The 21,496-nt window shown below is 60.1% G+C and carries 19 protein-coding genes; 15 read left to right on the top strand and 4 right to left on the bottom strand.

The features are described from left to right. Positions 1 to 100: 100 nt before the first annotated feature. The 3 genes from Q666_RS49450 (at position 101) to Q666_RS0133335 (ending at position 2,347) form a co-directional block, all read left to right on the top strand. Entirely contained in the window at positions 101 to 1,099 is a 999-nt protein-coding gene (locus Q666_RS49450) for a hypothetical protein (RefSeq protein ID WP_023000922.1), read from the top strand. Positions 1,100 to 1,528: 429 nt separating this feature from the next. Beyond that, positions 1,529 to 1,807: a hypothetical protein gene (locus Q666_RS49445; protein ID WP_286133814.1), complete on the top strand. Its 279-nt coding sequence runs from the start codon at positions 1,529 to 1,531 to the stop codon at positions 1,805 to 1,807. 72 nt (positions 1,808 to 1,879) lie between these two features. Continuing rightward, positions 1,880 to 2,347, top strand: coding sequence for a GFA family protein (locus Q666_RS0133335; protein WP_031269258.1), 468 nt, complete (start codon positions 1,880 to 1,882; stop codon positions 2,345 to 2,347). Positions 2,348 to 2,360: 13 nt separating this feature from the next. Here Q666_RS0133335 and Q666_RS49440 read toward each other — a convergent pair whose 3' ends face one another. Continuing rightward, complete coding sequence (locus Q666_RS49440) at positions 2,361 to 2,738, bottom strand: VOC family protein (RefSeq protein ID WP_023000925.1); 378 nt, start codon at positions 2,736 to 2,738, stop codon at positions 2,361 to 2,363. Positions 2,739 to 2,870: 132 nt separating this feature from the next. After that, positions 2,871 to 3,779, bottom strand: a complete 909-nt coding sequence (locus Q666_RS49435) for an iron-siderophore ABC transporter substrate-binding protein (protein WP_023000926.1) — start codon at positions 3,777 to 3,779, stop codon at positions 2,871 to 2,873. A gap of 92 nt (positions 3,780 to 3,871) precedes the next feature. On the opposite strand from Q666_RS49435, the gene Q666_RS49430 reads away from it, so the two are divergent. From Q666_RS49430 to Q666_RS49400, 7 genes are all read left to right on the top strand, one after another. Beyond that, on the top strand, positions 3,872 to 4,861 hold the full coding sequence (locus tag Q666_RS49430) for an iron ABC transporter permease (protein ID WP_023000927.1): 990 nt from the start codon (positions 3,872 to 3,874) through the stop codon (positions 4,859 to 4,861). Continuing rightward, positions 4,861 to 5,880 carry an iron ABC transporter permease gene (locus Q666_RS49425; RefSeq protein WP_023000928.1) on the top strand — a complete coding sequence of 340 codons (1,020 nt, stop codon included), beginning with the start codon at positions 4,861 to 4,863 and terminating at the stop codon, positions 5,878 to 5,880. Before Q666_RS49430 ends, Q666_RS49425 begins: the two co-directional genes overlap by 1 nt. Continuing rightward, positions 5,873 to 6,715, top strand: a complete 843-nt coding sequence (locus Q666_RS49420) for an ABC transporter ATP-binding protein (RefSeq protein ID WP_023000929.1) — start codon at positions 5,873 to 5,875, stop codon at positions 6,713 to 6,715. Before Q666_RS49425 ends, Q666_RS49420 begins: the two co-directional genes overlap by 8 nt. Before the next feature lie 41 nt (positions 6,716 to 6,756). Continuing rightward, positions 6,757 to 8,253, top strand: a complete 1,497-nt coding sequence (gene xrtT, locus Q666_RS49415; protein WP_023000930.1) for an exosortase T — start codon at positions 6,757 to 6,759, stop codon at positions 8,251 to 8,253. Then, the gene (locus Q666_RS49410; RefSeq protein WP_081713273.1) at positions 8,250 to 10,580 is read left to right on the top strand and encodes a VIT and VWA domain-containing protein; all 2,331 of its coding nucleotides are present in this window, start codon (positions 8,250 to 8,252) and stop codon (positions 10,578 to 10,580) included. The genes xrtT and Q666_RS49410 overlap by 4 nt, the downstream gene beginning before the upstream one ends. Before the next feature lie 66 nt (positions 10,581 to 10,646). Beyond that, complete coding sequence (locus Q666_RS49405; protein WP_023000932.1) at positions 10,647 to 11,369, top strand: response regulator transcription factor; 723 nt, start codon at positions 10,647 to 10,649, stop codon at positions 11,367 to 11,369. Continuing rightward, complete coding sequence (locus Q666_RS49400; RefSeq protein ID WP_023000933.1) at positions 11,366 to 12,997, top strand: ATP-binding protein; 1,632 nt, start codon at positions 11,366 to 11,368, stop codon at positions 12,995 to 12,997. The genes Q666_RS49405 and Q666_RS49400 overlap by 4 nt, the downstream gene beginning before the upstream one ends. Here Q666_RS49400 and Q666_RS49395 read toward each other — a convergent pair. After that, positions 12,975 to 13,871: a LysR family transcriptional regulator gene (locus tag Q666_RS49395; protein ID WP_023000934.1), complete on the bottom strand. Its 897-nt coding sequence runs from the start codon at positions 13,869 to 13,871 to the stop codon at positions 12,975 to 12,977. The genes Q666_RS49400 and Q666_RS49395 overlap by 23 nt on opposite strands. Before the next feature lie 176 nt (positions 13,872 to 14,047). Here Q666_RS49395 and Q666_RS49390 point away from each other — a divergent pair, with 176 nt between their 5' ends. Beyond that, on the top strand, positions 14,048 to 14,668 hold the full coding sequence (locus tag Q666_RS49390) for a glutathione S-transferase (protein ID WP_023000935.1): 621 nt from the start codon (positions 14,048 to 14,050) through the stop codon (positions 14,666 to 14,668). 76 nt (positions 14,669 to 14,744) lie between these two features. Then, on the top strand, positions 14,745 to 16,397 hold the full coding sequence (locus Q666_RS49385) for a pyridoxamine 5'-phosphate oxidase family protein (RefSeq protein ID WP_023000936.1): 1,653 nt from the start codon (positions 14,745 to 14,747) through the stop codon (positions 16,395 to 16,397). A 28-nt stretch (positions 16,398 to 16,425) separates the two neighbouring features. On the opposite strand, the gene Q666_RS49380 is transcribed toward Q666_RS49385, so the two are convergent. Continuing rightward, on the bottom strand, positions 16,426 to 16,806 hold the full coding sequence (locus Q666_RS49380; protein ID WP_023000937.1) for a VOC family protein: 381 nt from the start codon (positions 16,804 to 16,806) through the stop codon (positions 16,426 to 16,428). Positions 16,807 to 17,512: 706 nt separating this feature from the next. On the opposite strand from Q666_RS49380, the gene Q666_RS49375 reads away from it, so the two are divergent. The 3 genes from Q666_RS49375 to Q666_RS49355 all read left to right on the top strand — a co-directional run bounded on the left by Q666_RS49375 (position 17,513) and on the right by Q666_RS49355 (position 21,493). Then, positions 17,513 to 18,643 (top strand): type III PLP-dependent enzyme, encoded by a 1,131-nt coding sequence (locus Q666_RS49375; RefSeq protein WP_023000938.1) that lies wholly within the window; start codon positions 17,513 to 17,515, stop codon positions 18,641 to 18,643. Between the two features lie 10 nt (positions 18,644 to 18,653). Then, entirely contained in the window at positions 18,654 to 19,205 is a 552-nt protein-coding gene (locus Q666_RS49370; RefSeq protein ID WP_023000939.1) for an N-acetyltransferase, read from the top strand. Positions 19,206 to 20,107: 902 nt separating this feature from the next. Beyond that, on the top strand, positions 20,108 to 21,493 hold the full coding sequence (locus tag Q666_RS49355) for a homospermidine synthase (protein WP_023000941.1): 1,386 nt from the start codon (positions 20,108 to 20,110) through the stop codon (positions 21,491 to 21,493). Positions 21,494 to 21,496 lie beyond the last annotated feature (3 nt).

Raw genomic sequence — 21,496 nt, 5'->3', positions numbered from 1 at the left:
AGGGAGCCGTCCCTCGCGGCTCCCTTTTTTTGTCGGTTCGGTTTTAGGGTAACTTCAAGAAATTTCGGCAATAGTCGTTCCGGTTTTCAAGGGGGACAGCATGGCCAAACCGACGTTGAATGAATTCGTGACTGCCAGAATAGCAGCGGGACATCTCAGTGAGGATGATGTCATCAACGTGCGCCGCTACGTTTACGGCGACATGGCTGTGTCCGTTGAAGAAGGCGAGGCTCTTTTTCGGCTGAACAATGCCGACATCACCTATCACGACACCTGGTACGAACTCTTTCCCGAAGCCATCCTCGATATCCTGGTGCACCAGGCAAAACCAGAGGGCTATGTTTCCGAGGACAAGGCAGCCTGGCTGGTCAACCAGATCATGGCGGATGGTCATATCTGTGGCAAAACCGAGCTGGACGCCGTGCTGCATGTGCTGGAAAAAGCCCGCGAAGCACCGGAAAGTCTCGAACAGTTTGCACTACGGGCTGTGGCGGACAGCGTGATTTCGGGGAAAGGTCCGACGCGCCCGGGCCTGAACCTCAAGCCCGGCGTCATTGCCGAGGCTGAAGTAGAGCTGCTGCGCCGGGTGCTCTATGCCGGTGCCGGCAGTCGCGGCGTTGCCATTTCGAAGGGTGAAGCCGAGGTACTGTTCGATCTCAACGACGCGACAATAGAGGCGGAAAATGCTCCCGGCTGGTCGGAGCTCTTTGCCAAGGCGGTCGCCAATTACATGATGGCGATGTCCGGTTTCACGCCACCCTCCCGCAAGATTGCCCTCGAGCGTGAAAACTGGCTGGAACAGCCCGGCGGATTTGAAGGTGGGCTCGGCGGTTTTTTCAAGAAGATGTTCAGCGGTGGTGTCGGCGGCATTCGTGACGCCTATGGCGACACGCCTGACCCGTTCACCGCCCGCGGAAACGAGATGCTTGCGGAGATTGCCGCCAATGAAGTGGTGACGGAAGACGAAGCCAGTTGGCTGGTGGAGCGCATTGGCCGCGACGGTATCCTGCATGAAAACGAGAAGGCCCTGCTGCGGTTCATCCGGGAAGAAAGCCCGAACATTCATCCCTTGCTCCGGCCATTGCTGGAGAAAGTTTGACCGGGTACCAGGCCGGCCAACGTTTTTTTGTTCCATCCCGGCTTCTTGGCACGTCGTCAATATTGCAAGGATGCCGCGGTCAGGTTACCTGAAGGTTGTCGAAAAAGGCGTGACCGGTTGGGCCTGTCGCCCGGGTAAGCCCCGGTCCCTTCACACGTGAAGGCTTTGTTCGGTCAGGCGGCATAAACGCCGTCCGGCAAGAACCCCCGACTGTGGCGGCGGAGATGCCGCCCCTTCGCGTTTGCGAAGTCGAGGGAGCATGTCATGACGATCCCATTTGAAACGTAGGGTTCCACGCGCCCGATCGGGTACTGGATCCGCTCTGCCGATAAATGTCTTACCAAGGCGATCGAGGCCATCCAGTCTGACCTGGGGCTTGAGCGAGCCGACTGGCAGGTGCTCAATACGCTTGCCGAAAGTGCAGCAGGAATGCCGTTTGGCCGGCTGAGACAGACCTTTGATCCCATGCTGGAGGTAAGGGACCTGCACAAGGTTCTGATCAGTCTTGCAGACCGGGGGCTTCTTCGGTCCGAGGAAGATTTCTGGCGGCTTACGGACAAGGGCAGGGACGTCCACAGAAGCGCGATGGAACGCCAAACCGCCTTGCGGAGAAAGGCGATGCAGGGAATCTCCGAGGCTGATTACAGCCTTGTGGTGAATGTTCTGGCCAGGCTCGTCAGCAATTGCCACAGGCCAGAAGACACTTGAAAGGAGACGCGAACCTCTGCAAGTTGCCGTCGCCACTGGCCAAACGGCCAGCCGAACCAGATGGAGCCGGACATGACGCAAGAGACTTTTTCACTCAAGGGGACATGCCGTTGTGGCCACACGAGCTTCGAGGTTTCCGCGCCGCCGCTGATCACCTGTGCCTGCCATTGCAGAGGGTGCCAGCAAATGAGTTCCAGCGCCTATTCCCTGACGGCGATCATGCCGGCGCCCGCGTTCAAGGTGACCGAAGGTACGCCGGTCAAAGGTGGATTGCAGGGACCTGAGGCGGATCATTACTTCTGCCCGGACTGCAAGACCTGGATGTTCACGCGTATTCCCGGGTATGACGAAATCGTCAATGTCCGCTCGGTCCTGCTCGACGACCTCCACTGGACAGAACCCTTCATGGAAACAATGACTGCCAGCAAGTTGCCTTGGGCGGAAACGCCTGCAAGGCACCGTTATGAAGGCTTTCCGCCGCCGGAAGACTTCATGAAGCTGATGGGCGAATTCGCCGCCCACCAGCTGGCAACCAGATAGCAGGTCGACCAGGTCAAATTTCCTCGGCAACGTCGATCCGGTTGCCGTCCGGATCGGCGAAGACGAAGGCTCTGAGGCCGTAGTCCTTGTTCTGGAGGCGCTTGACGATGCGCAAACCATGGCGCTCGCAGGCCCGGCAGGCGGCGTCAGCGTCGGACACCATGATGTGGGCCTGATTGAATGGCGGAGCCCGGTAGCCTTTCTGGAGTGTCAGGTGCAATTCGGCCTCGTCCTTCTTCAGGATCATGAAGCCAACCGGACTGCCGTTTTCGAACACTTTTTCCAGGCCGAAGATTTCCCGGTAGAGTGTACGGGAACGTTCAATATCGCTGACGCCCAGTGTTGCGGCGATGCGGCCGAGCCGCAGCTGCGAGGAAGTGTCGGTGGTCATGGCTTACCCTTCTGTTTTCAATGACGGACAGCAAGGCAACCGGTCGGTGCCGGTGAGAACCCGCTTATCCGCAATCTCAGGGCGGTGCCTGTGTGGGAACGGCTTCCGTTCAAGCGGAAGCCGAACGGTTTTCTAGTCAAGGCCGTAAATGCCGGCAATGTCGTGAAGCATCAGCTTTGCAGCCAGAATGCCACCGGCGGTGTTCCAGATGGCATCGCTGACCTGGTGCACCTTGCCCGCCTTGACGGCGGACAGGGACTGCCACAACGGATCGGCAAGCACTTCTTCTTCCAGAGACGTGCCTTTGCCATCGCCAGAGTCATAGGTGAAATAGAAGATCCGGTCGCCGTCCATATCCGGAATGCTCTCCTTGCCGGTGCGGATGGCAAATTCTTCCACATTCTGGTTCGCCGGCCGGTGAAAGCCGATGTCTTTCAAAAGCACACCGGAGAAACTGTCGAGCTGATAGATGCGGATCTGGCCGGGCACGAAACGGATCACGGAAACTTCCTCGTTGAGGTGGTCACCAAGTTTCTCGCGAAGGTCTGCGACTGAAGCATCGTAATCGGCGATGGCTGCATCTGCTTCCTGCTCCTTGCCGAGTGCTTCGGCATAGAGGCGGAAGTTGATTTTCCAGTCACCACGAAGCTCCTTGGACATGACGGTCGGGGCGATTGCAGTCAGCTGCGGATAGATTTCCTCGTGCCGCTGCTTGTTTGCCAGGATCAGGTCGGGCTCCAGAGCCGCGATCAGTTCCAGGTTCACCGCGCTTTCCTTGCCGACAGGTTCTGCTCCGTCCATGGCATCGGAAATATGGTCCCACCAGGGATCGCCATTCCAGGAATTGGCCGCGCCCACCGGCGTCACGCCCAGTGCCAGCAGCGCTTCCGTGCCTTCATTGGTAAGGACGACAATCCGTTTCGGGGCGTCCGGAACCGTGACGGTGCCCATGCTGTCGGTGACATCGCGAGCAATCGCAGGGGCCGATGCCAGCATTGCAAACAGCGGCAGGGCGCACAGCAGGCGTGACCAGATCTTCATTAGAATGACTCCAAAAAGTTGAATATTTGCCTCCAGTATTAAACCCGTGTATGGACGGGCCGTTGATTTGTCAATCGGAGGGGAGAGGGCGCATGAGGCTGCCGGCGATTGCATTGTGTCTGGCGCTGTGCGCGGCTGTCATTTTCAGCCTGCATGCCGGACTGACCTTCTATACGCCTCATACGGTCCTTTCCGCGCTCTTGGGGGGCGATGGCGCAGATGCGCTGATCGTGACGACGTTGCGTCTTCCAAGAACCGCGATCGGCGTGGTTTGCGGGGCCTCCCTCGGCCTTTCCGGCCTGTTGATGCAATCGGTTACGCGCAATCCGCTGGCAGAGCCGGGATTGCTCGGGGTTAATGCAGGCGGTGCGCTGTTCGTGACCTTCGGGGTGACGGTCTTCGGCGTGGCAAGTCTTGCCGGTATCGGCATGGCAGCAGTGATGGGCGCGCTGGCGGCAACGGCCCTGGTGTTTTCGATTTCAGCGTCCACTGGCGGTGCAGGCAATCCGGCAACCACGTTGCTGGCCGGATTTACCGTCGCCGCGCTGCTGGCGTCCTTCACGCAGACCTTGCTGCTGATCGACGAAAGCGCTCTTGAGACACTGCTGTTCTGGCTGTCGGGCAGTTTTTCCGACAGGCCGATCGGGTTGTTGCAACTCGGGTTGCCGTTGCTTGCCATCGGGGTCGCAGGCAGCCTTCTTCTGGCAACACCGCTGGATGTGCTGCGCCTCGACGATGCCAGTGCCCGGTCAGTGGGTGTCAATGTTGGCGCAGTCCGATTGACGGCGCTCGGTCTTGCAGCCCTGCTTGCGGCGGGGGCGGTGGCGATGGCGGGGCCGGTGCTGTTTCTGGGGCTGGTTGCGCCGCATCTTGCCCGGCGCCTGACCGACGGCGCCCTGCCGTCCACACGGCAGTTGATCGTGCTTTCCCTTCTGACCGGTGCCCTGATCGCAGTCCTTGCCGATATTCTTGCGCGTATTGTGGTTGCGCCCGGTGAAGCGCCGATGAGTGCCGTTCTTGCGCTTGTCGGTGTGCCGATGCTGGTACATCTGCTTCACCGGCGGAAAGGGCTGGCAGCGTGATGGCAGGCGCATTTCCACTTTTCAGGCTGCTGCCGGTCATGCTGCTCGTTTTTGCGTTGACGCTGGCTGCAACGGGCATCGGGTCCAGCTTCATGCCGCCGGAACGTGTTGTCGCGGCGCTGGCCGGGCAAGGCAGCCGCATGGATGAAGTAATCGTCTGGACCCTCCGCTTGCCCCGTGTTGCCCTTGCCATACTGGCCGGAGCGGCGCTTGCCCTTGCGGGTGCCTTGCTGCAGCGGGTCGTGCGCAATCCCATGGCGTCGCCCTCGGTTCTGGGCATTACCGACGGCGCGGCGGTTGGCGTCGTGCTGTTCTTGTGGCTGTTTTCCGATCAGGCGAACAATCTGACCGTCTCCATTCACTGGCAGCCTCTGGCCGCCATCGCCGGGGCGGCCGTCTTCGGTGCCCTGGTGATCGCATTGGCATCGCTCGATCGGGCAGGCAGCAAGCCGCTGAAGATCATCTTGTACGGTGTTGCCCTGGCGGCACTCGCAAAGGCCGCAGTCACGCTGTTGATTATTCTCGGGCCTGTCTACAGGGCAAGTCAGGCACTGACCTGGCTGACGGGCTCGGTTGGTGCAGCCCACTGGCAGGACGTTCTGGCGGTCGGTCTCGGCCTTGTCGCAATCATCCCGGCGTTGTTGTGGCAACGGCTCACACTGCGGCAACTCGTACTTGATCCTCAAAGCGCTGCCGTGACCGGCCTGTCGCTGGACAAGGCCCAGTTCTGCCTGCTGGCAGTTGCCGTTTTCCTGACGGCCATCGCAACGGCCCACGTCGGTGCCATCGGTTTTGTCGGTCTGGTCGCGCCGCACGTCGCGCGGATCTTCCACGGTCAGTTCCGGTCCGGATATCTGGTTTCCGTGGCTCTGACCGGGAGCTTCCTGGTGCTGGCAGCCGACACGCTGGCCCGGATCATCGCGCCGCCGCTGGAATTGCCCGCAGGCGCGTTGACTGCGCTCGTCGGTGCGCCGCTGTTTCTCTATCTGCTTGTAAAAGGACGGCAATCCCATGCCTGACACTTTGGCCAGTCTCGATCGTGTCAGTGCCGCATATGACGGCGCCCCTGCGCTGAACGAGGTCTGTCTCGACCTGCCCGACGGCAGGATCATTGCCTTTTGCGGACCGAACGGCAGCGGCAAATCGACTGCCCTGAAAGTGATGCGCGGTCTGCACCGGCCGGATGCCGGCAATGTGGAAATCGCAGGCAGGGCTCTTGGCGACTGGTCGCAGAAGGATCTTGCGCGCCAGGTCGCCATGTTGTCCCAGTCGCCCGATGCACCGTCGGATCTTTCGGTTGAGGATCTGGTGCTGATGGGGCGGTTTGCGCATCGAAGCCGGTTCGGCGGGCCATCGGCAGCGGACAGGGCTGCCTGCGACCGTGCGCTTGAAATCACCGAAATGGCCGAGCTGAAAACCCGGGCTCTCGCCCAGCTTTCCGGCGGGCAGCTGCAACGTGCCTGGGTTGCCATGACACTGGCGCAGGATGCGCCCCGGATCTTCCTGGACGAGCCGACCAACCATCTGGACATTGCCCATGCGTTTGAGTTGCTGGACCTCGTCAAGCACCTGAGCCGTTCCGAGAACCGAAGCTTCGTCATTGTCCTGCATGATCTCAACATGGCCATGCGCTACGCCGATCACGTTGTGCTGTTCGAAAAGGGACGGATCGCCGCCAATGGGCCGACAACGGAAGTGCTGACGGAAGCGACCGTCTCTTCCGTATTTGGCATCGCCTGCAGGATTATGCTCCTGGACGGGTTGGAACGACCGGTCATCGTTTCCTGGGGCAAGGCCACCGGGCCGGGCGTTTCCGGCCTGTCGTCCGACAAAATGCGCAAAATCTGCACATAGGCTGACAAAGGCCTGCAAGCGGGCTTGGCACAACAGGTGCCATGACCCGCCTGGCAACCTCTTCCCCGACCTCACTGGCCTTCCTCCTGGCCTCGCTGATCCTTGCCTACGAGCCGCTACGCTGGCTGGTCGGCACATGGACTGACCCATCCTACCCATCGACCGGCGCGCTCTATCTGATCGCAGTGGCAGCCCTGGTGCTCTGGTCGATGACGAGCCCGGTCCGGCAGAATTCGATCGGACACCGGCAAATGGCAGTGCTGCTCCTGTTGGGGGCGGCGTTGATCCGGCTGGCAAGCCAGGTTCTGGCGATCAACGTGATCGGCGGGTTGGCGCTGGCAATTGATGTCTTCGCGCTGGCAACTCTTTTGCGGACAGGGGAGAGGCAGAGAGCCGTTTCCCCCTTCTGGCTGTCCGTCCTGTTTCTGTTCACTCTGCCGGTCGAGCGCATTCTGCAACGGCTGATCGGCTATCCGCTGCAGGAACTGTCGGCCAAGCTTTCCTGCGGCGGTCTCGGCCTCTTCTTTTCGGACCTCTCGTGCTCAGGCATCCGGATCGGTCTTGCCGGCAAGGACGTTCTGGTGGACCTGCCTTGCTCGGGCACATCCGGGCTGATGCTCGCCATGGCCTTTCTGGTCATCCTGACTGCGCTTTACCGGCCGAACCTGCTGACTGCCGTGCTCTGGATTGGCATCACGCTCGGGCTGGCTCTGATCGGCAATTCTCTGCGCATCGCTTTGCTTGCCGTCGGCATTGCCTATCCGGAAAGTGTCCTTGAAGCCGATGCCATGGCGCAGCCGCTTCACGACTTTATCGGTTATCTGACGCTTCTTCTGTCGATGGCACCGGTGCTGGCGTTTTACAAGCCACGTCCCGCTGAATGGCGAGCTGCCCAGGCTGTCTTCAGCTTGCCGGTGATGTCGCGGCCCTTGCAGAAGATGTCTGCACTGGTGTTCCTGAGCCTTGCCTTGTTCATCGTCAGCCTGCCGCGGCACGCGCTTGATGTTTCTTCTTCGACCAGGCCGCAGCCATTGCCATTGACACTGGCGGGTGAGGTCGGTGTCGATGAGGCGCTGTTGCCGATCGAGGAGCAATACTTCCTGCAATATGGTGGCCACGCCCAGAAGCGGCGCTACGGGCCGATGGCACTGACGCTGGTGCACACCTCTTCGCCGCTGCGCCATCTGCACGCCCCGGACGATTGCCTGCGCGGACTCGGCTTCGACGTGACCTTTCTCGGCAGCCGTTTCGAACCGGTTCCGACAGCGCTCTACCGGGCCCGGTCGAAAACCGGAGGTGACTGGCGCGTTGCCGTCACCTTTACCTCCAGCACCGGCGAGACGACCCACAACATCGCCGAGGCGATCTGGCTGTGGCTGAAACGGCCCGGCACCATCTGGACCAGCATCCAGCGAATTACCCCGTGGACACTAGACGAGCCGCAACGCGCCGCCTTTGAGGCCGCCGCAGGGGCTGCGCTCGATCTCAACACCCGCACTTCCGGTATTTTCCCTGCCCAAAAGGAGAAACGCATATGACGTTCCTGTCCCCATTGGCGTCTGCCAGTTCTCTAAAACCAACTCTGAAAGCCACTTTGGCAGCCTCGCTGGCCATCGTCTTTGGCACGCTTTCAGCGCTGCCGGCTTCAGCTGAGCCAGACCTCGACGATCTGTCCGGCACCGTGGTTGCCACTGCCGGTGGCAAGGAGATCCATCTGCCGCTTCTGAAGGCCGATTACAAGGTCGAGGTTGACGGCGATGTTGCCCATGTGGAACTGACGCAGACCTTCCTGAACCCGACCAAGCTGCCGCTCAATGCGACCTACCTGTTTCCGCTGAACCAGAAGGCGGCCATTCACGCCATGCGGATGGATCTCGACGGCGAGACCATCGTGGCACGGATGAAGAAGAAGGAAGATGCCAAGGCAACCTTCGAGAAGGCGAAACGGGAAGGCAAGGCCGCTGCCCTTCTGACGCAGCACCGGCTCAACATGTTCACCCAGGATATTGCGCATCTGATGCCCGGTCGCCCGGTGAAAGTGACCCTGGAATACGCCCAGACTGTCCCCAAGATCGACGGCGCCTATGAGCTGGTAATGCCGATGGTGGTGGGGCCGCGTTACGAGGGGCTGGGCGGGCAAGCTGCCCTGAAGCCTTCGCCAAACATCGCGGACAAGAGTGTGCCGGAGGACGACAGTCCAGGATACGGCGATACCGAATATGCGAGCGATGAACCCGTCTCTGCGAAACCTGCTGCCTTCAAGCACAGTGAAACAGTCTCCGGCTGGCAGATCGACAAGCTTCCCGCCTATCCGGAGGTCATCGGGCAGAATGCTCCGAAGGAAATCGATCCGAGGCGGGTGTCGCTGGAACTTGCTCTCAAGGCACCGATGCCTGTCTCGCGGCTGTCGAGCGATACCCATGCACTGGAGGTTTCCAGCCAGGGCGAAATGCGGACAGTCCGCTTCAAGTCCGGCAGGGCCATCGACAATCGGGACTTCGTTTTGCGTTACGAGCTTGCCGCACAGAGCAATGTTGCTGCCGGTGTCTCGTCCCGGTACGAAGCCGATGGCGGGGGCTATTTTTCGCTGCTGATCGAGCCGCCGAAACTGCCGGCTGAAGACATGATTTGCCAGCGCGAGCTTGTCTTCGTGCTGGATACATCCGGGTCCATGAGCGGGCAGCCGATCGAAGCGAGCAAGACCTTCATGACGGCAGCGATCAAGTCTCTGCGCCCTGATGACTATTTCCGTATCCTCCGCTTTTCCAATAACACTTCCCAATTTGCCGGAAATGCTGTTCTGGCAACGGAGCGAAACAAGCGGCAGGCCTTGAATTTCGTGGCTGGCCTTTCGACCGGTGGCGGGACGGAAATCAACCAGGCCGTAAACACCGCCTTCGATCAGGTGCAACCGGAAAACACCACACGCATCGTTGTCTTTCTCACCGACGGTTATATCGGCGACGAGGCGACCGTGATCTCGAGTGTCGCGAACCGTATCGGCAATGCGCGTATCTATGCCTTCGGCGTCGGCAACTCGGTCAATCGGTTCCTGCTGGATGCGATGGCCACGGAGGGCAGGGGCTATGCCCGCTATGTGGCTTTGGGAGAAGACGCGGGCGAAGCGGCGGAAAGCCTTGCCGCAAACCTGAAGACACCGCTCCTGACAGACATCACCATCGACTGGAACGGTCTCAAGGTCGAGGGACAGAGCCCGGCCAGGATACCCGATCTGTTCGAAGGCGGCTCGGTGCGTGTGATGGGGCGATACGCTGCCGGCGGCAAGCACACGATTTTCATCAACGGTCTGGTCAACGGACATGCTGCCAGACTGCCGCTTGAAATCGACCTGAAGTCTTCTGTCGACGGCAGTGCGGTTTCCAGTCGGGCCCTGCCGCTGATCTGGGCGCGCGAGCAGATTTTCGACAAGGAGCGCGCCTATACGATCGGCGGCAGCATCGACACGCAACTGAAGCAGGAAATCGTCGATCTGGGCCTGACCTATTCGCTTCAGACCCGGTTCACGTCCTTTGTCGCCGTCTCTGAAAAGGTGGTGAACGGTGCACCGGCGACCGCCTCTCACCGAAACGTGCCCTTGCCGCAAGTTGCAGGCGTTTCGACCAACGCCTATCCGTCCTTGAACCTTTCCGGCAGTTCCGCGCCGGAGCCGGAAGGCATATTGGGAGTGATGCTGGTCCTCCTGGCTGTGGTTGCCCGGTTCCGGCTTCAACTGGCAAATAGCTTCCGCAAGTTGCGGGAAAGGGTTCGGGGGTTCCGGTCACGCGATGAGGAAGCTGCGTCTGGCGAGCCGGATCTTGCCTTGCCCCGTACGTTGCGCCGGGATGGTTGGTGGCTGGAAACCTGATCCGTGCTTCGCTATTGGTAACGCTCCCGCAGGCAACTGCGGGGGCCATTTTTCGGGAAGAGACATTTGCCAGGTCAAACCATTCTTGTTGTTGATGACGACCCGCATATCCGGGACGTCATCTGTTTCGCGCTTCAAAAAGCGTCCTATGTGTTCGAAGTTGCCGCTGACGGGAAGGAAGCGCTCGACAAGGCGCTTTTATGCAATCCGTCCCTGATCGTTCTGGACATCGGCCTGCCGGAAATGGACGGGCTGGATGTCTGCCGGCATCTGCGCCGCACGTCGGAGGTGCCGATCCTGTTTCTGTCGGCACGCGATGACGAGATCGACAGGATCGTCGGCCTTGAACTGGGCGCCGATGACTATGTGACCAAACCTTTCAGCCCGCGCGAACTGATCGCCCGCGTCGGCGCGATCCTTAAGCGCTACGGCGCCCCCGCGGCTGCCGAAATGGTTGAAGACTTACCTGCGCTGCGTTTCGGTGCAGTCGAACTTGACCGGTCGCAGCGCCATGTGACAGTCGATGGAACACCTGTCACGCTCACGGCCATCGAGTTCGATATCCTGGCTACCCTGCTGGCCCGGCCGAAGATCGTCTTTACCCGCGAGCAGATCCTCCAGAATGCCTACCGGGACAATATTCACGTCTCCGATCGCACCATCGACAGCCACATCCGCAACATCCGCGCCAAGCTTGGAACCGTTGGATGCGGCGATGCCATCGAGACCGTGCACGGCGTCGGATTCCGGCTTGGGCCCTGCCGGGTCGAGAATGGAAACGGCGGATGATCCTGTCGCGCACCTTCCGAGACAAATGGCGTCCGCCGCTGTCGCTCGTGGTGGCGGGGGTTCTTGGCATCATGCTGCTGGTGCCTCTCGCAGGTGTCGCCTTCTTTCGCGTCTATGAAAACCAGCTCATCGAGACGACAGAAGCGGAGCTGATCGGGCAGTCGGCGGCAATTGCCGCGGCAATGGCGCAGCGCCTTGAGGAGATCGGTGGCGCCGACCTGCCTTTGGGGCCGGAGGTTGCGAAGGCTACGGAGGTGCCAGGCAGTCGCAGCATCTATCTGCGAAACCCGGGCGGAAGCTGGACGCCGCAACTTCCGGAACTCGATCTCACGCGCACAAATGTCTTGCCCGGGAGAGGGGCGCCACGGCCGGCTGCCGAATCACCGCTTCTCGAATATCTGAGTGCCGGACAAGCCGTGGACCGCATCCTGCAGGAAACTCAGAAGAAGACCCTGGCCGGATTCCGGGTGCTGGATTTCAATGGTGTGATCATCGCCGGACGTGAGGATATCGGCCTGTCGCTTGCCCATGTGGAGGAGATCAAAAGAGCGCTTTCAGGTCATTATGCCAGTGCGCTGCGCGAGCGCATCGTCGACAATCCGCAGCCGATCTATTCCATTAGCCGGGGAACCAGCGTTCGCGTTTTTGTCGCGATGCCGATTATCGTCAGCGACCGGGTCGCGGGCGTTGTCTATGCCTCGCGAACACCCAGCAATATCCTCAAGGAAATGTTCGTTAAGCGCGAGGCCGTCTTCTGGGTCGTGGTCTTTGTGCTGGCTGCGACTTTTGTCGTCGGTTTCATTTTCGCGCGCGCCATCACCGGACCAATCAAGGCACTGACACGGCGTTCTCTGGCGATCGGTAATGGCGAGCGGGAGGCATTGGTGCCGCTTGCCATTCACGGCAACCGCGAGATCCATGCGCTTTCAGAAAGCATGCTGGACATGTCGCGAAAGCTGTTCGATCGGAACGACTATATCTCCACCTTCGCCAACCACGTGACTCACGAGCTGAAGACGCCGCTGACCTCTATCCATGGTGCGGCGGAGCTGTTGAAGGATGAAGGGGCAGAGCTGAGCGAAGCGGACAGGGAGAAGTTCCTGGGCAATATCCTGCACGATACCGAACGTGCCTCGAAGCTCTTGAACCGACTTCGAGATCTCGCCCGGGCCGACAGCGTCGAGATCGGCGGGAGTTGTCGGCTGAGCGAAGTTGCCACCGCGCTCAGGAGACGCTTCGAAGGGCTGGAAATTGACCTGTCCGGCGAGGCGGATCTGCCGATGTCGGCGGAAAACGCCCGGATCGTTTTTGAAAACCTGATCGACAACTCCCGTCGCCACGCCGCGTCCAGGGTATCGATTGTTGCCGTGCCCGACGAGAAAGGCCTGACAGTTCAGGTGCAAGACGATGGCGAGGGCATTTCCGAAGGCAATCAGGACCAGGTCTTCGAACTCTTCTTCACCACCCGGCGGCAAAGCGGGGGCACCGGCATGGGGCTTGGCATCGTCCAGGCGCTCTTGAAGGCCCATGGTGCAGCGATCCGACTGCTGCCGGGGGCCGGTGGCGCAACCTTCGAACTCTTCTTTCCGGTGAGGCCGCCTGCCATTAGTCCGGCCAGCGGGAGCTGAACACTGCGGCCAGATGATCGAGCAGTGCACGCACACGGCGGGTCAGGTGCCGGTTGGGTGGGTAGAGTGCATAGAGGCCAAACGTGTCGGTCTTGTATTCCGGCAGCACGTGCTCAAGTCGTCCGTCTGCGAGGGCGTCCTCGATGGCATAGAGCGGCGCGATTGTGAGGCCGAGACCGCCCATTGCCATACGGGCCAGGGCTCCGGGAGAGTTGGAGCGGACGGCACCATGCAGCCGGATGACCTGCTCTTCGTCCCCGGAATGAAACCGCCAGGTGTTGAGTTCGGTCTGATTGCTGTCGACAAGGCAGACATGGGTTGAAAGGGCTCTTGGGTCCTGCGGTCTGCCGTGCCGCTTCAGATAATCCGGTGAGGCACAAAGAACCAGCGGCATGCCGGCCAGCTTGCGAGCGATCAGGGTGGAATCCCGCAAGGCTCCGATGCGGATCGCCAGGTCGAGGCCTTCCTCCACCAGGGCAAGCCGGTGATCGGTCAGGCGCATATCCACCTCGACATCCGGATGCTTGCGCAGGAAAGGGACAAGCGCCTCGCTCAGCCTCGTGCTGCCGAAGCCTGTCGGTGCCGTGAGCCTGATCTGGCCGGCCAGGGCGCCCTGACGTTCACGCACAAGCGAATCCAGATCATCGATCTGCTCCAGGATCGGCCGGCAATGTTCCAGATAGGCAGCGCCGACGTCGGTCAGGGACACACTGCGCGTGGTCCGGTTGAAAAGCTGGGTCTTCAACTGGCCTTCCAGATGCTGGACATATTTGCTGACTAGCTTGGTCGACAGGCCCAGCCGTCGCCCCGCGCTTGTGAAGGATCCTTCCTGTGCGACGGCAATGAAGGCTCGCATGGTTTCGATCTTGTCCATCACTATTGTCCTCGGTGGGTCCTGCTCTCGTCAGCTATTTATCCCCTATTTGTACATAATCATTGAATGAATTCGAAGATTATCTCCATTGAAGTCAGGAGGCATATTGCAGGCAGCGGACCGGACCAAGACGCTTCGGCCGCAGGAAGATCCTTCAAGGCAAGAGGAAGCTGGCGATGTCCAACGCAATCAAGATCCACCGTTTTCCGCTCTCCGGTCACTGCCACCGGGTGGAACTCTTTTCCAGCCTCACCGGCATCAATTACGAGCTGGTCGAGGTCGACCTGGCCAATGGCGAGCACAAACGCGATCCGTTTCTGAAACTCAATCCGGTGGGCCTGGTTCCGGTCATCGAAGATGGTTCGACCGTGCTCTCTGACTCCAACGCGATCCTCGTCTACCTGGCCCGCAAATATGCGCCGGACTGGCTGCCGACAGATCCGTATCTGGAAGCGGAAGTTCATCGCTTCCTGGCCTTTGCCGCCGGTGAACTTGCCAGCGGCCCGGGTGCGGCGCGGTTGATCACGGTCTTCGGACGGCCGCTTGATCCGGAACGCGCGAAGTCTGTCGCCAAGGTGGCTTTCGATAATCTGGAAGCCCATCTGGATGGCCGCGAGTGGCTCGTTGGCGATCGGCCGACGATCGCTGACATCGCCATCTACAGCTACACGGCGCATGCGCCGGAAGGCAACGTTTCGCTGGAGCCCTATCCGCGCATCCGCGGTCTTTTGAAGCGCATCGAGGATTTGCCGGGCTTTGTGGCCATGCCGGCTACCAAGGCAGGCCTTGCCGCGTAACGTTTCCCGGAGCTGCAGGTCCTTGCGAGCAAGGGCCTGCGTCTGGCGTTCTCGAAGGTACCGAAAGGATTTGACGATGGCTGAGATCGATGAGACTGCAAACCGGACGGTCATCCCTTCTCCGTTTCATGACGGCGAACGCCAGGTGCAAGAACGACTTGGCGACAGGGACGTGGAGCGCTGGGCGCGTGGTGCCATCCGCGGCTTCATGCCTGATCAGCATCGGGCCTTCTTCGAGGACCAGCCATTCATGATCGCCTCGGCGCGCGATGCTGCCGGTCGCCCCTGGGCGACAGTGCTGGAGGGCTGGCCCGGATTTGTACGCTCACCCGATCCCGGGTCGTTGACGATTTCAGCGCGTCCTGTCGCAGGAGACGCCCTGGAAGAGGCATTTGTCGAAGGCGCGGATGTCGGGTTCATCGGGATCGAACTCGCGACCCGGCGGCGCAATCGCGTTAACGGGACAGTCGCGTCAGCAGGGTCCGACGGTTTCCGGTTTACTGTCGGGCAGTCGTTCGGAAATTGCCCGCAATATATCCGGGCACGGGATGTGCGCTGGAGCACGGAAGCTGTCTCGGGAGAAGCAGTTCGTGGATCGCGTCTGAGCGCGACGCAAACGGCGTGGATCAGGTCTGCCGATACGTTCTTCATCGCAACCGGGTACCGGGGAGAGGGAGATGACGAGGCCTTTGGCATGGACGTGTCTCACCGGGGTGGTGAACGCGGCTTCGTGCATGTTCTGGATGATCGCCGGCTGATGTTCCCCGACTATGCGGGCAACAGGTTCTACAACACGCTCGGCAACATTCTGGCGGATGCGCGAACAGGGCTGTTGTTCCTGGATTTTGCAAGCGGCAGCCTGTTGCAGGTGACCGGTCGGGCAACGATCGTTTGGGATGTGGAAGAAGTGGCGAAAGTGCCTGGTGCACGTCAACTCGTGTCCTTCGAGGTCGACGAGATCGTTGAACTGACGTCGGTCTTGCATTTGCGCTGGCAGAAAGAAGCATCAGCAATCCGGTCATTGCGGCTCGCAGAGAAAATCCGGGAAAGTTCCGATGTGACGTCGTTTGTGTTCGAGGCTCGCGATGAGGGAGCTTTGCCTTCGTTCAAGGCCGGTCAGCATTTGCCGATCGAACTCAGCCTTCCTGCCGGCCATGGCAAGATCCAGCGAAGCTATTCGCTTTCCGGCGATCCGTCCGAAGGCCGCTATCGAATATCCGTGAAGCGCGAGCCGAACGGACTTGTCTCGCGTCTCCTGCATGACGTGCTTCAGGTTGGCGGATACATAGACGCTGGAAGGCCGGCTGGCGATTTTTCGCTGCCGGAGACGAATGACCCGGTGGTGCTGGCAAGTGCGGGCATCGGTATCACGCCGCTCCTGAGCATGCTGCATCATCTGGCTGGTGAGGACGGGAGCCGTCCCGTGTGGTTTGTCCAGAGTGTCAGGGATGGCGATCATCATCCCTTCCGGCAGGAAGTCGAAAGCCTGACGGCGGGGAGGCCGAACATTCGGCATGAGATCCGTTATAGCCGCCCACAGCCTTCGGACGTTTCAGGTCAGGATTATGATGCAGTCGGCCGGATAACGGCACAAGAGCTGCTGGACTTGTCACCCACACTGCAGACGCAATATTTCCTGTGCGGTCCGTCTGCCTTCCTGGCTGATCTGAAGTCCGGGCTGGAACAGCTTGGTGTTTCGCAGGAGCGGATCCACTTCGAAGCCTTCTGAGGGCGATCCGGGCGTTTCGATCCGGTACTCAGCTTTCCGGGGTGAAGTCGACATGGATATGGTTGCCGTCCGGGTCCCAGACGTTGATGGCAACTGTCCCCGTGCCGGGCTGAACGGAGCGGCGATAACGTTCGCCGCGTTCGTTCAGTCTTGCTTCGAAAGCCTCCAGACCGGAAGCAGCAAAGGCGAAATGTTCCAGTTTCAGCTTGGCTTCGGATCCGGTCGCTTCCGGCCCCTCAACGCCGACCAGATGAATGGCTGCATCGTTACCTGCGTAGAGCCAGGCGCCTGGAAAGGGAAAATCGGGACGCGGTCCGGGTTTCATCCCGAGAATGTCGCCATACCAGGCGATCAGTTCGTCGAGCCGCGTGGTGCGAAGATTGACGTGGTCTAGCTTTCCGATCTTCATGCGCTGGCCTTTCCAGAGCGGTCCGTTTGGTCCGGTAAGTGGTGATTTGTTGTCTGACCCTCGAGGGCTGGCAAGTCAATGCCGGTCGGCATCCAGGGAACCGGGCAAGGCACCGCGAAACACCTGCCGGGACTGTCACAATTTTTAGCAAATAGTTAAGGTCGGGCAAGGCTTTCGGCTCTGAAGACCACTCGTCCGGTTCAGCGTGAAAAAAAACCTTCTGCAACTGAAAATTTCCTATTGCATCGGGGGGCGAACGGGCGCATATACGCCTTGCCCAAATTCGCACGTGCCCGTGGTCGTCCATGGGATGTTCAACAAGACATCTCTTAAGGGGCCGCTGCCAGACAATCCGCCAAGGGGCGGGGCAGTTGAGATCCGGACGGCTTAAAGCAACGACGTAAGAGGGCTTTTTTGGTCTCTGCCGGGGTTTCCAACCTCCGGCGTCACTGAAGAGGCACTTGTTACATCATTGCCCGACGTGCGGTTCGGTTCTCCCGATCCAATCAACGGCATTTCCCGACGCGGGAAAGCTTTGTGCTGCTTGGCAGTCGCATAGCCCAACCGTCGCTGCAGTCAACCCGGCCTCCGGTTCCATCCCGGGGGAGGCCCGGTGCGCATTGCAGCACCCTGCGACGTGAACGCAGCGCGCACGCCAAGGATTAGCGCGCCTGCGGCTGAGATTGAGAAAGAGGGGAGCCCCCCAATGAGCGACCGTATCCGCGATTTCCTCCGCCGACGTGACGAAGATGGCCCGTGCGTTGTTGTCGATCTCGACATCGTGCGCGACAACTTTGAAGCTTTTGCCAAGTCCCTGCCGGACACCTCCGTCTACTACGCAGTGAAAGCCAACCCGGCACCTGAAATCCTGTCGCTCCTGGAAAGCCTCGGCTCCTCCTTCGATTGCGCTTCCGTCGGCGAAATCGAAATGGTGCTGGCAACCGGCGCATCCGCCGACCGCATTTCCTACGGCAACACGATCAAGAAGGAGAAGGATATTGCGCGTGCCTATCAGTATGGCGTCCGCCTCTTCGCCGTCGACTGCGTCGAAGAAGTTGAAAAAATCGCCCGCGTTGCCCCTGGCTCCAAAATCTTCTGCCGTGTCCTGTGCGACGGTGTCGGCGCCGAGTGGCCGCTCTCCCGCAAATTCGGCTGCGACCCCGAAATGGCGCCCGACGTCCTCGAACACGGGCACCGGCTCGGCCTTGTCGCCCATGGCGTTTCCTTCCATGTCGGCTCCCAGCAAGCCAACCTCACGGCGTGGGATCTCGCTCTCGCCATGGCAGCAGGCGTTTTCCAGGAAATGGCGCTCCGCGGCATCGAACTGAAAATGGTCAACATGGGTGGGGGCTTCCCGACCCGTTACCTGAAGGACGTCCCGGGCGTTTCAACATACGGCGAAGCGATCTTCCAGGCGCTGTGCAAGCACTTCGGCAACCGTCTGCCGTCCACCATCATCGAGCCGGGCCGCGGCATGGTCGGCAATGCCGGCATGATCGAAGCTGAAGTCGTTCTGATTTCCCGCAAATCCGCAAACGACGAAGTGCGCTGGGTCTATCTCGATATCGGCAAGTTCCACGGCCTGGCCGAAACCATGGACGAGGCGATCCGTTATCCGATCCGCACCCCGCGCGACGGCGACACCACCGCACCTTGCGTGCTGGCCGGCCCGACCTGCGACAGCGTCGACGTTCTTTACGAAAAGACGCCGTACGAACTGCCGGTGAGCCTGTCCATTGGCGACAAGGTGCTGATCGAGGCCTGTGGTGCCTACACCACGACCTATTCCACGGTCGGCTTCAACGGCTTCGCGCCGCTGGCGTCCTTCGTCATCTGAGGCAAGTGCCATGATTGATATTGTGGACGAGGCGCCGGATCACACCGGCGCCCGCGAGGGTCTGCTTGACCTTTGTTTCGGCGAGGACCGCTTCAGGAAAACCTCCGAGCGTCTGCGTGAAGGCCGGCTTCCGGTCTTCGCATTTTCTGCAATCGACGAATCTGGCAAGCTCGTTGGCACGGTAAGGCTCTGGTCTGTGGCGGACCGCAACGGCTCGCAAAGCCTGTTGCTCGGACCCCTTGCCGTCGATCCGGGTTGCCGGGGATTGAAGGTCGGGGACCGCCTGATGCGGCACGCCCTCAACCAGGCTGCCGTGCTTGGCCATGGATCCGTGATCCTGGTCGGCGATCAGCCGTATTATACCCGCTTCGGTTTTGCTGCGGGCCTTCTCGACAAGGTCGGGATGCCGGGACCGGTGGACTATCACCGTTTCCTCGCATTGGAGTTCACTCCAGGGCACATTGACGGCCTGGAGGGTGTGCTTTCGGCATCCGGTGTACTGGATCCGATGGCAGTGCCGGCTGCCCGGGAAGACGTCTTCTCGGTTTCGCAAGCAATTTGAAGCTTTAGACTTGGAGACGGCGGCGAAGTTTTTCGCCGCCGTCTCTTGTTTTTTAAGCACAGGCTTGATTGTTTAAAAATAATAGGGGTTGAGACAGTCATTTGTCTTTCCTTGAACGGGCTTTCACCGAGAAGACTTGAAATTCCTGCGGAAACCAGCCACACCTAACGAAGGTGCAATAAGTGCGCCTTGTTGTTTGAAGGATTTCCCAACGGGCCGGACCCTCTGGAAGCGATGTGGGCGGCATATCGGATAGGATTGGAGTTACGCATATGACCGACGACACCAACGACGGTGCGCCGAAGAAGCCGGCGGTAAAAGCTGCCGCAAAGCCAACAACACGGCGCAAGACCACATCGCGTACGCCTGCTTCCAGAGCCGCATCGGCAAAGCCGGCAAGCTCCAAATCGACACCTGCCAAATCACCGTCTGCGACGCCGGCTGCAGCCAAGGCTGCGCCCGCCAAACCTGCTGCTGCGAAACCGGCGGCTGCGAAATCGGCGGCTGCGAAACCGGCTGCTGCAAAATCTCCGGCCAAAACAGCCTCTGCAAAGCCTGCTGCTGTGAAACCCGCACCCAACAAGCCGTCCGCCTCCGCCACCAAGGCAGCTGACGCGAAAGCGCCCGCAAAGTCTGTGGCGGCCACAAAACCTTCGACAAGCAGGACACCGAAACCTGCTGCTGCAAAAACACAGACCAAGACTGAGGCCAAGACTGCGGCCAAGCCGGCTGCCAAAAAAGCGGCTCCGGTGAAACCGGAAGCAGCGAATACTTCCAAGGAGAAGACAGCCGCTCCTAAAGCGTCAGCACCGAAGGCAGTAGCTTCGAAGGCCGCTGAACCGAAAGTAGGTTCCACTGCATCAGCAGGCGCTGTTCACGGAACGATCACCGGTCCTCTTGTGATGATCGGTCTCGGTTCCATCGGCAAGGGAACGCTGCCGCTGATCGAGCGTCATTTCAAATTCGACAAGAGCCGGTTTACCGTCATCGACCCGGTTGATGGTGATGCCAAGCTGGTGACCGACCGGGGATACCGGTTCGAAAAAGTCGCCCTGACGCCTGAAAACTACAAGGACATACTCACGCCTTTGCTCACGGAGGGCGAGGGGCAGGGTTTTGTCGTTAATCTGTCTGTGGACACTTCATCGCTGGACCTGATGAAATTCTGCCGCAAGCTTGGCGTGCTCTATATCGACACCGTGGTCGAACCCTGGCCGGGGTTCTACTTCGACGACACCGCAACGGCAGCCGACCGGACCAATTATGCACTGCGTGAGGCCGTACGACGCGAAAAGAAGAAACATCCTGGCGGCACTACGGCAGTTTCCTGCTGCGGCGCCAATCCCGGCATGGTCTCCTGGTTCGTGAAGAAGGCGCTGGTGGATATCGCGACCGATACCGGCGTCAAGTTCAAGGAACCGTCCAGCCAGAAGGGCTGGGCCAAGCTGATGAAGAAGGTGGGTGTCAAGGGCATCCATATTGCCGAGCGTGACACCCAGCGAGCCAAGGAACCGAAACCATTCGGCGAGTTCTGGAACACCTGGTCGGTGGAAGGTTTCCTTTCCGAAGGTTTCCAGCCCGCGGAACTCGGCTGGGGTACGCACGAAACCTGGAAGCCTGCGAACGCCAAGAAGCACAAGAAAGGCTGCAAGGCTGCGATCTATCTGGAACAGCCGGGTGCCAACACCCGTGTGCGGACCTGGTGCCCGACGCCAGGCGCGCAATATGGCTTCCTCGTCACGCACAATGAAGCAATCTCCATAGCCGACTACTTCTCCGTGAGCGACGGCAAGAAGGTCAGCTATCGCCCGACATGCCACTATGCCTATCATCCGGCGAACGTGGCCGTGCTCTCGCTGCATGAACTGTTCGGCTCCGCAGGAAAGGTTCAGGAGACGCTGCACGTTCTCGATGAAAGTGAACTGCAGGACGGCATCGATGAACTCGGCGTCCTACTCTACGGTCACAAGAAAAATGCCTATTGGTATGGCTCCCAGCTGTCTGTCGAGGAGGCCCGGGACCTTGCGCCGTATCAGAACGCGACCGGTCTGCAGGTGACTTCGGCCGTTCTGGCCGGAATGGTCTGGGCGTTGGAGAACCCGGAAGCGGGCATCGTCGAGACGGACGAGATGGACTACAAGCGCTGCCTCGAAATTCAGCTGCCGTATCTTGGCCCGGTCAAAGGCTATTATACGGACTGGACACCTTTGGAAGGGCGGCCTGGCTTCTACAAGGAAGATATCGACACCAAGGATCCCTGGCAGTTCCGTAACATTCTGGTGCGATAACGA

Source organism: Labrenzia sp. C1B70, from assembly GCF_000475395.1.
In the GTDB taxonomy this organism is placed as follows: Bacteria; Pseudomonadota; Alphaproteobacteria; order Rhizobiales; family Stappiaceae; genus Roseibium; species Roseibium algicola.
Note: the sequence above shows the minus strand (reverse complement) of the source record. Positions and strands in the feature narration are given on the sequence as shown.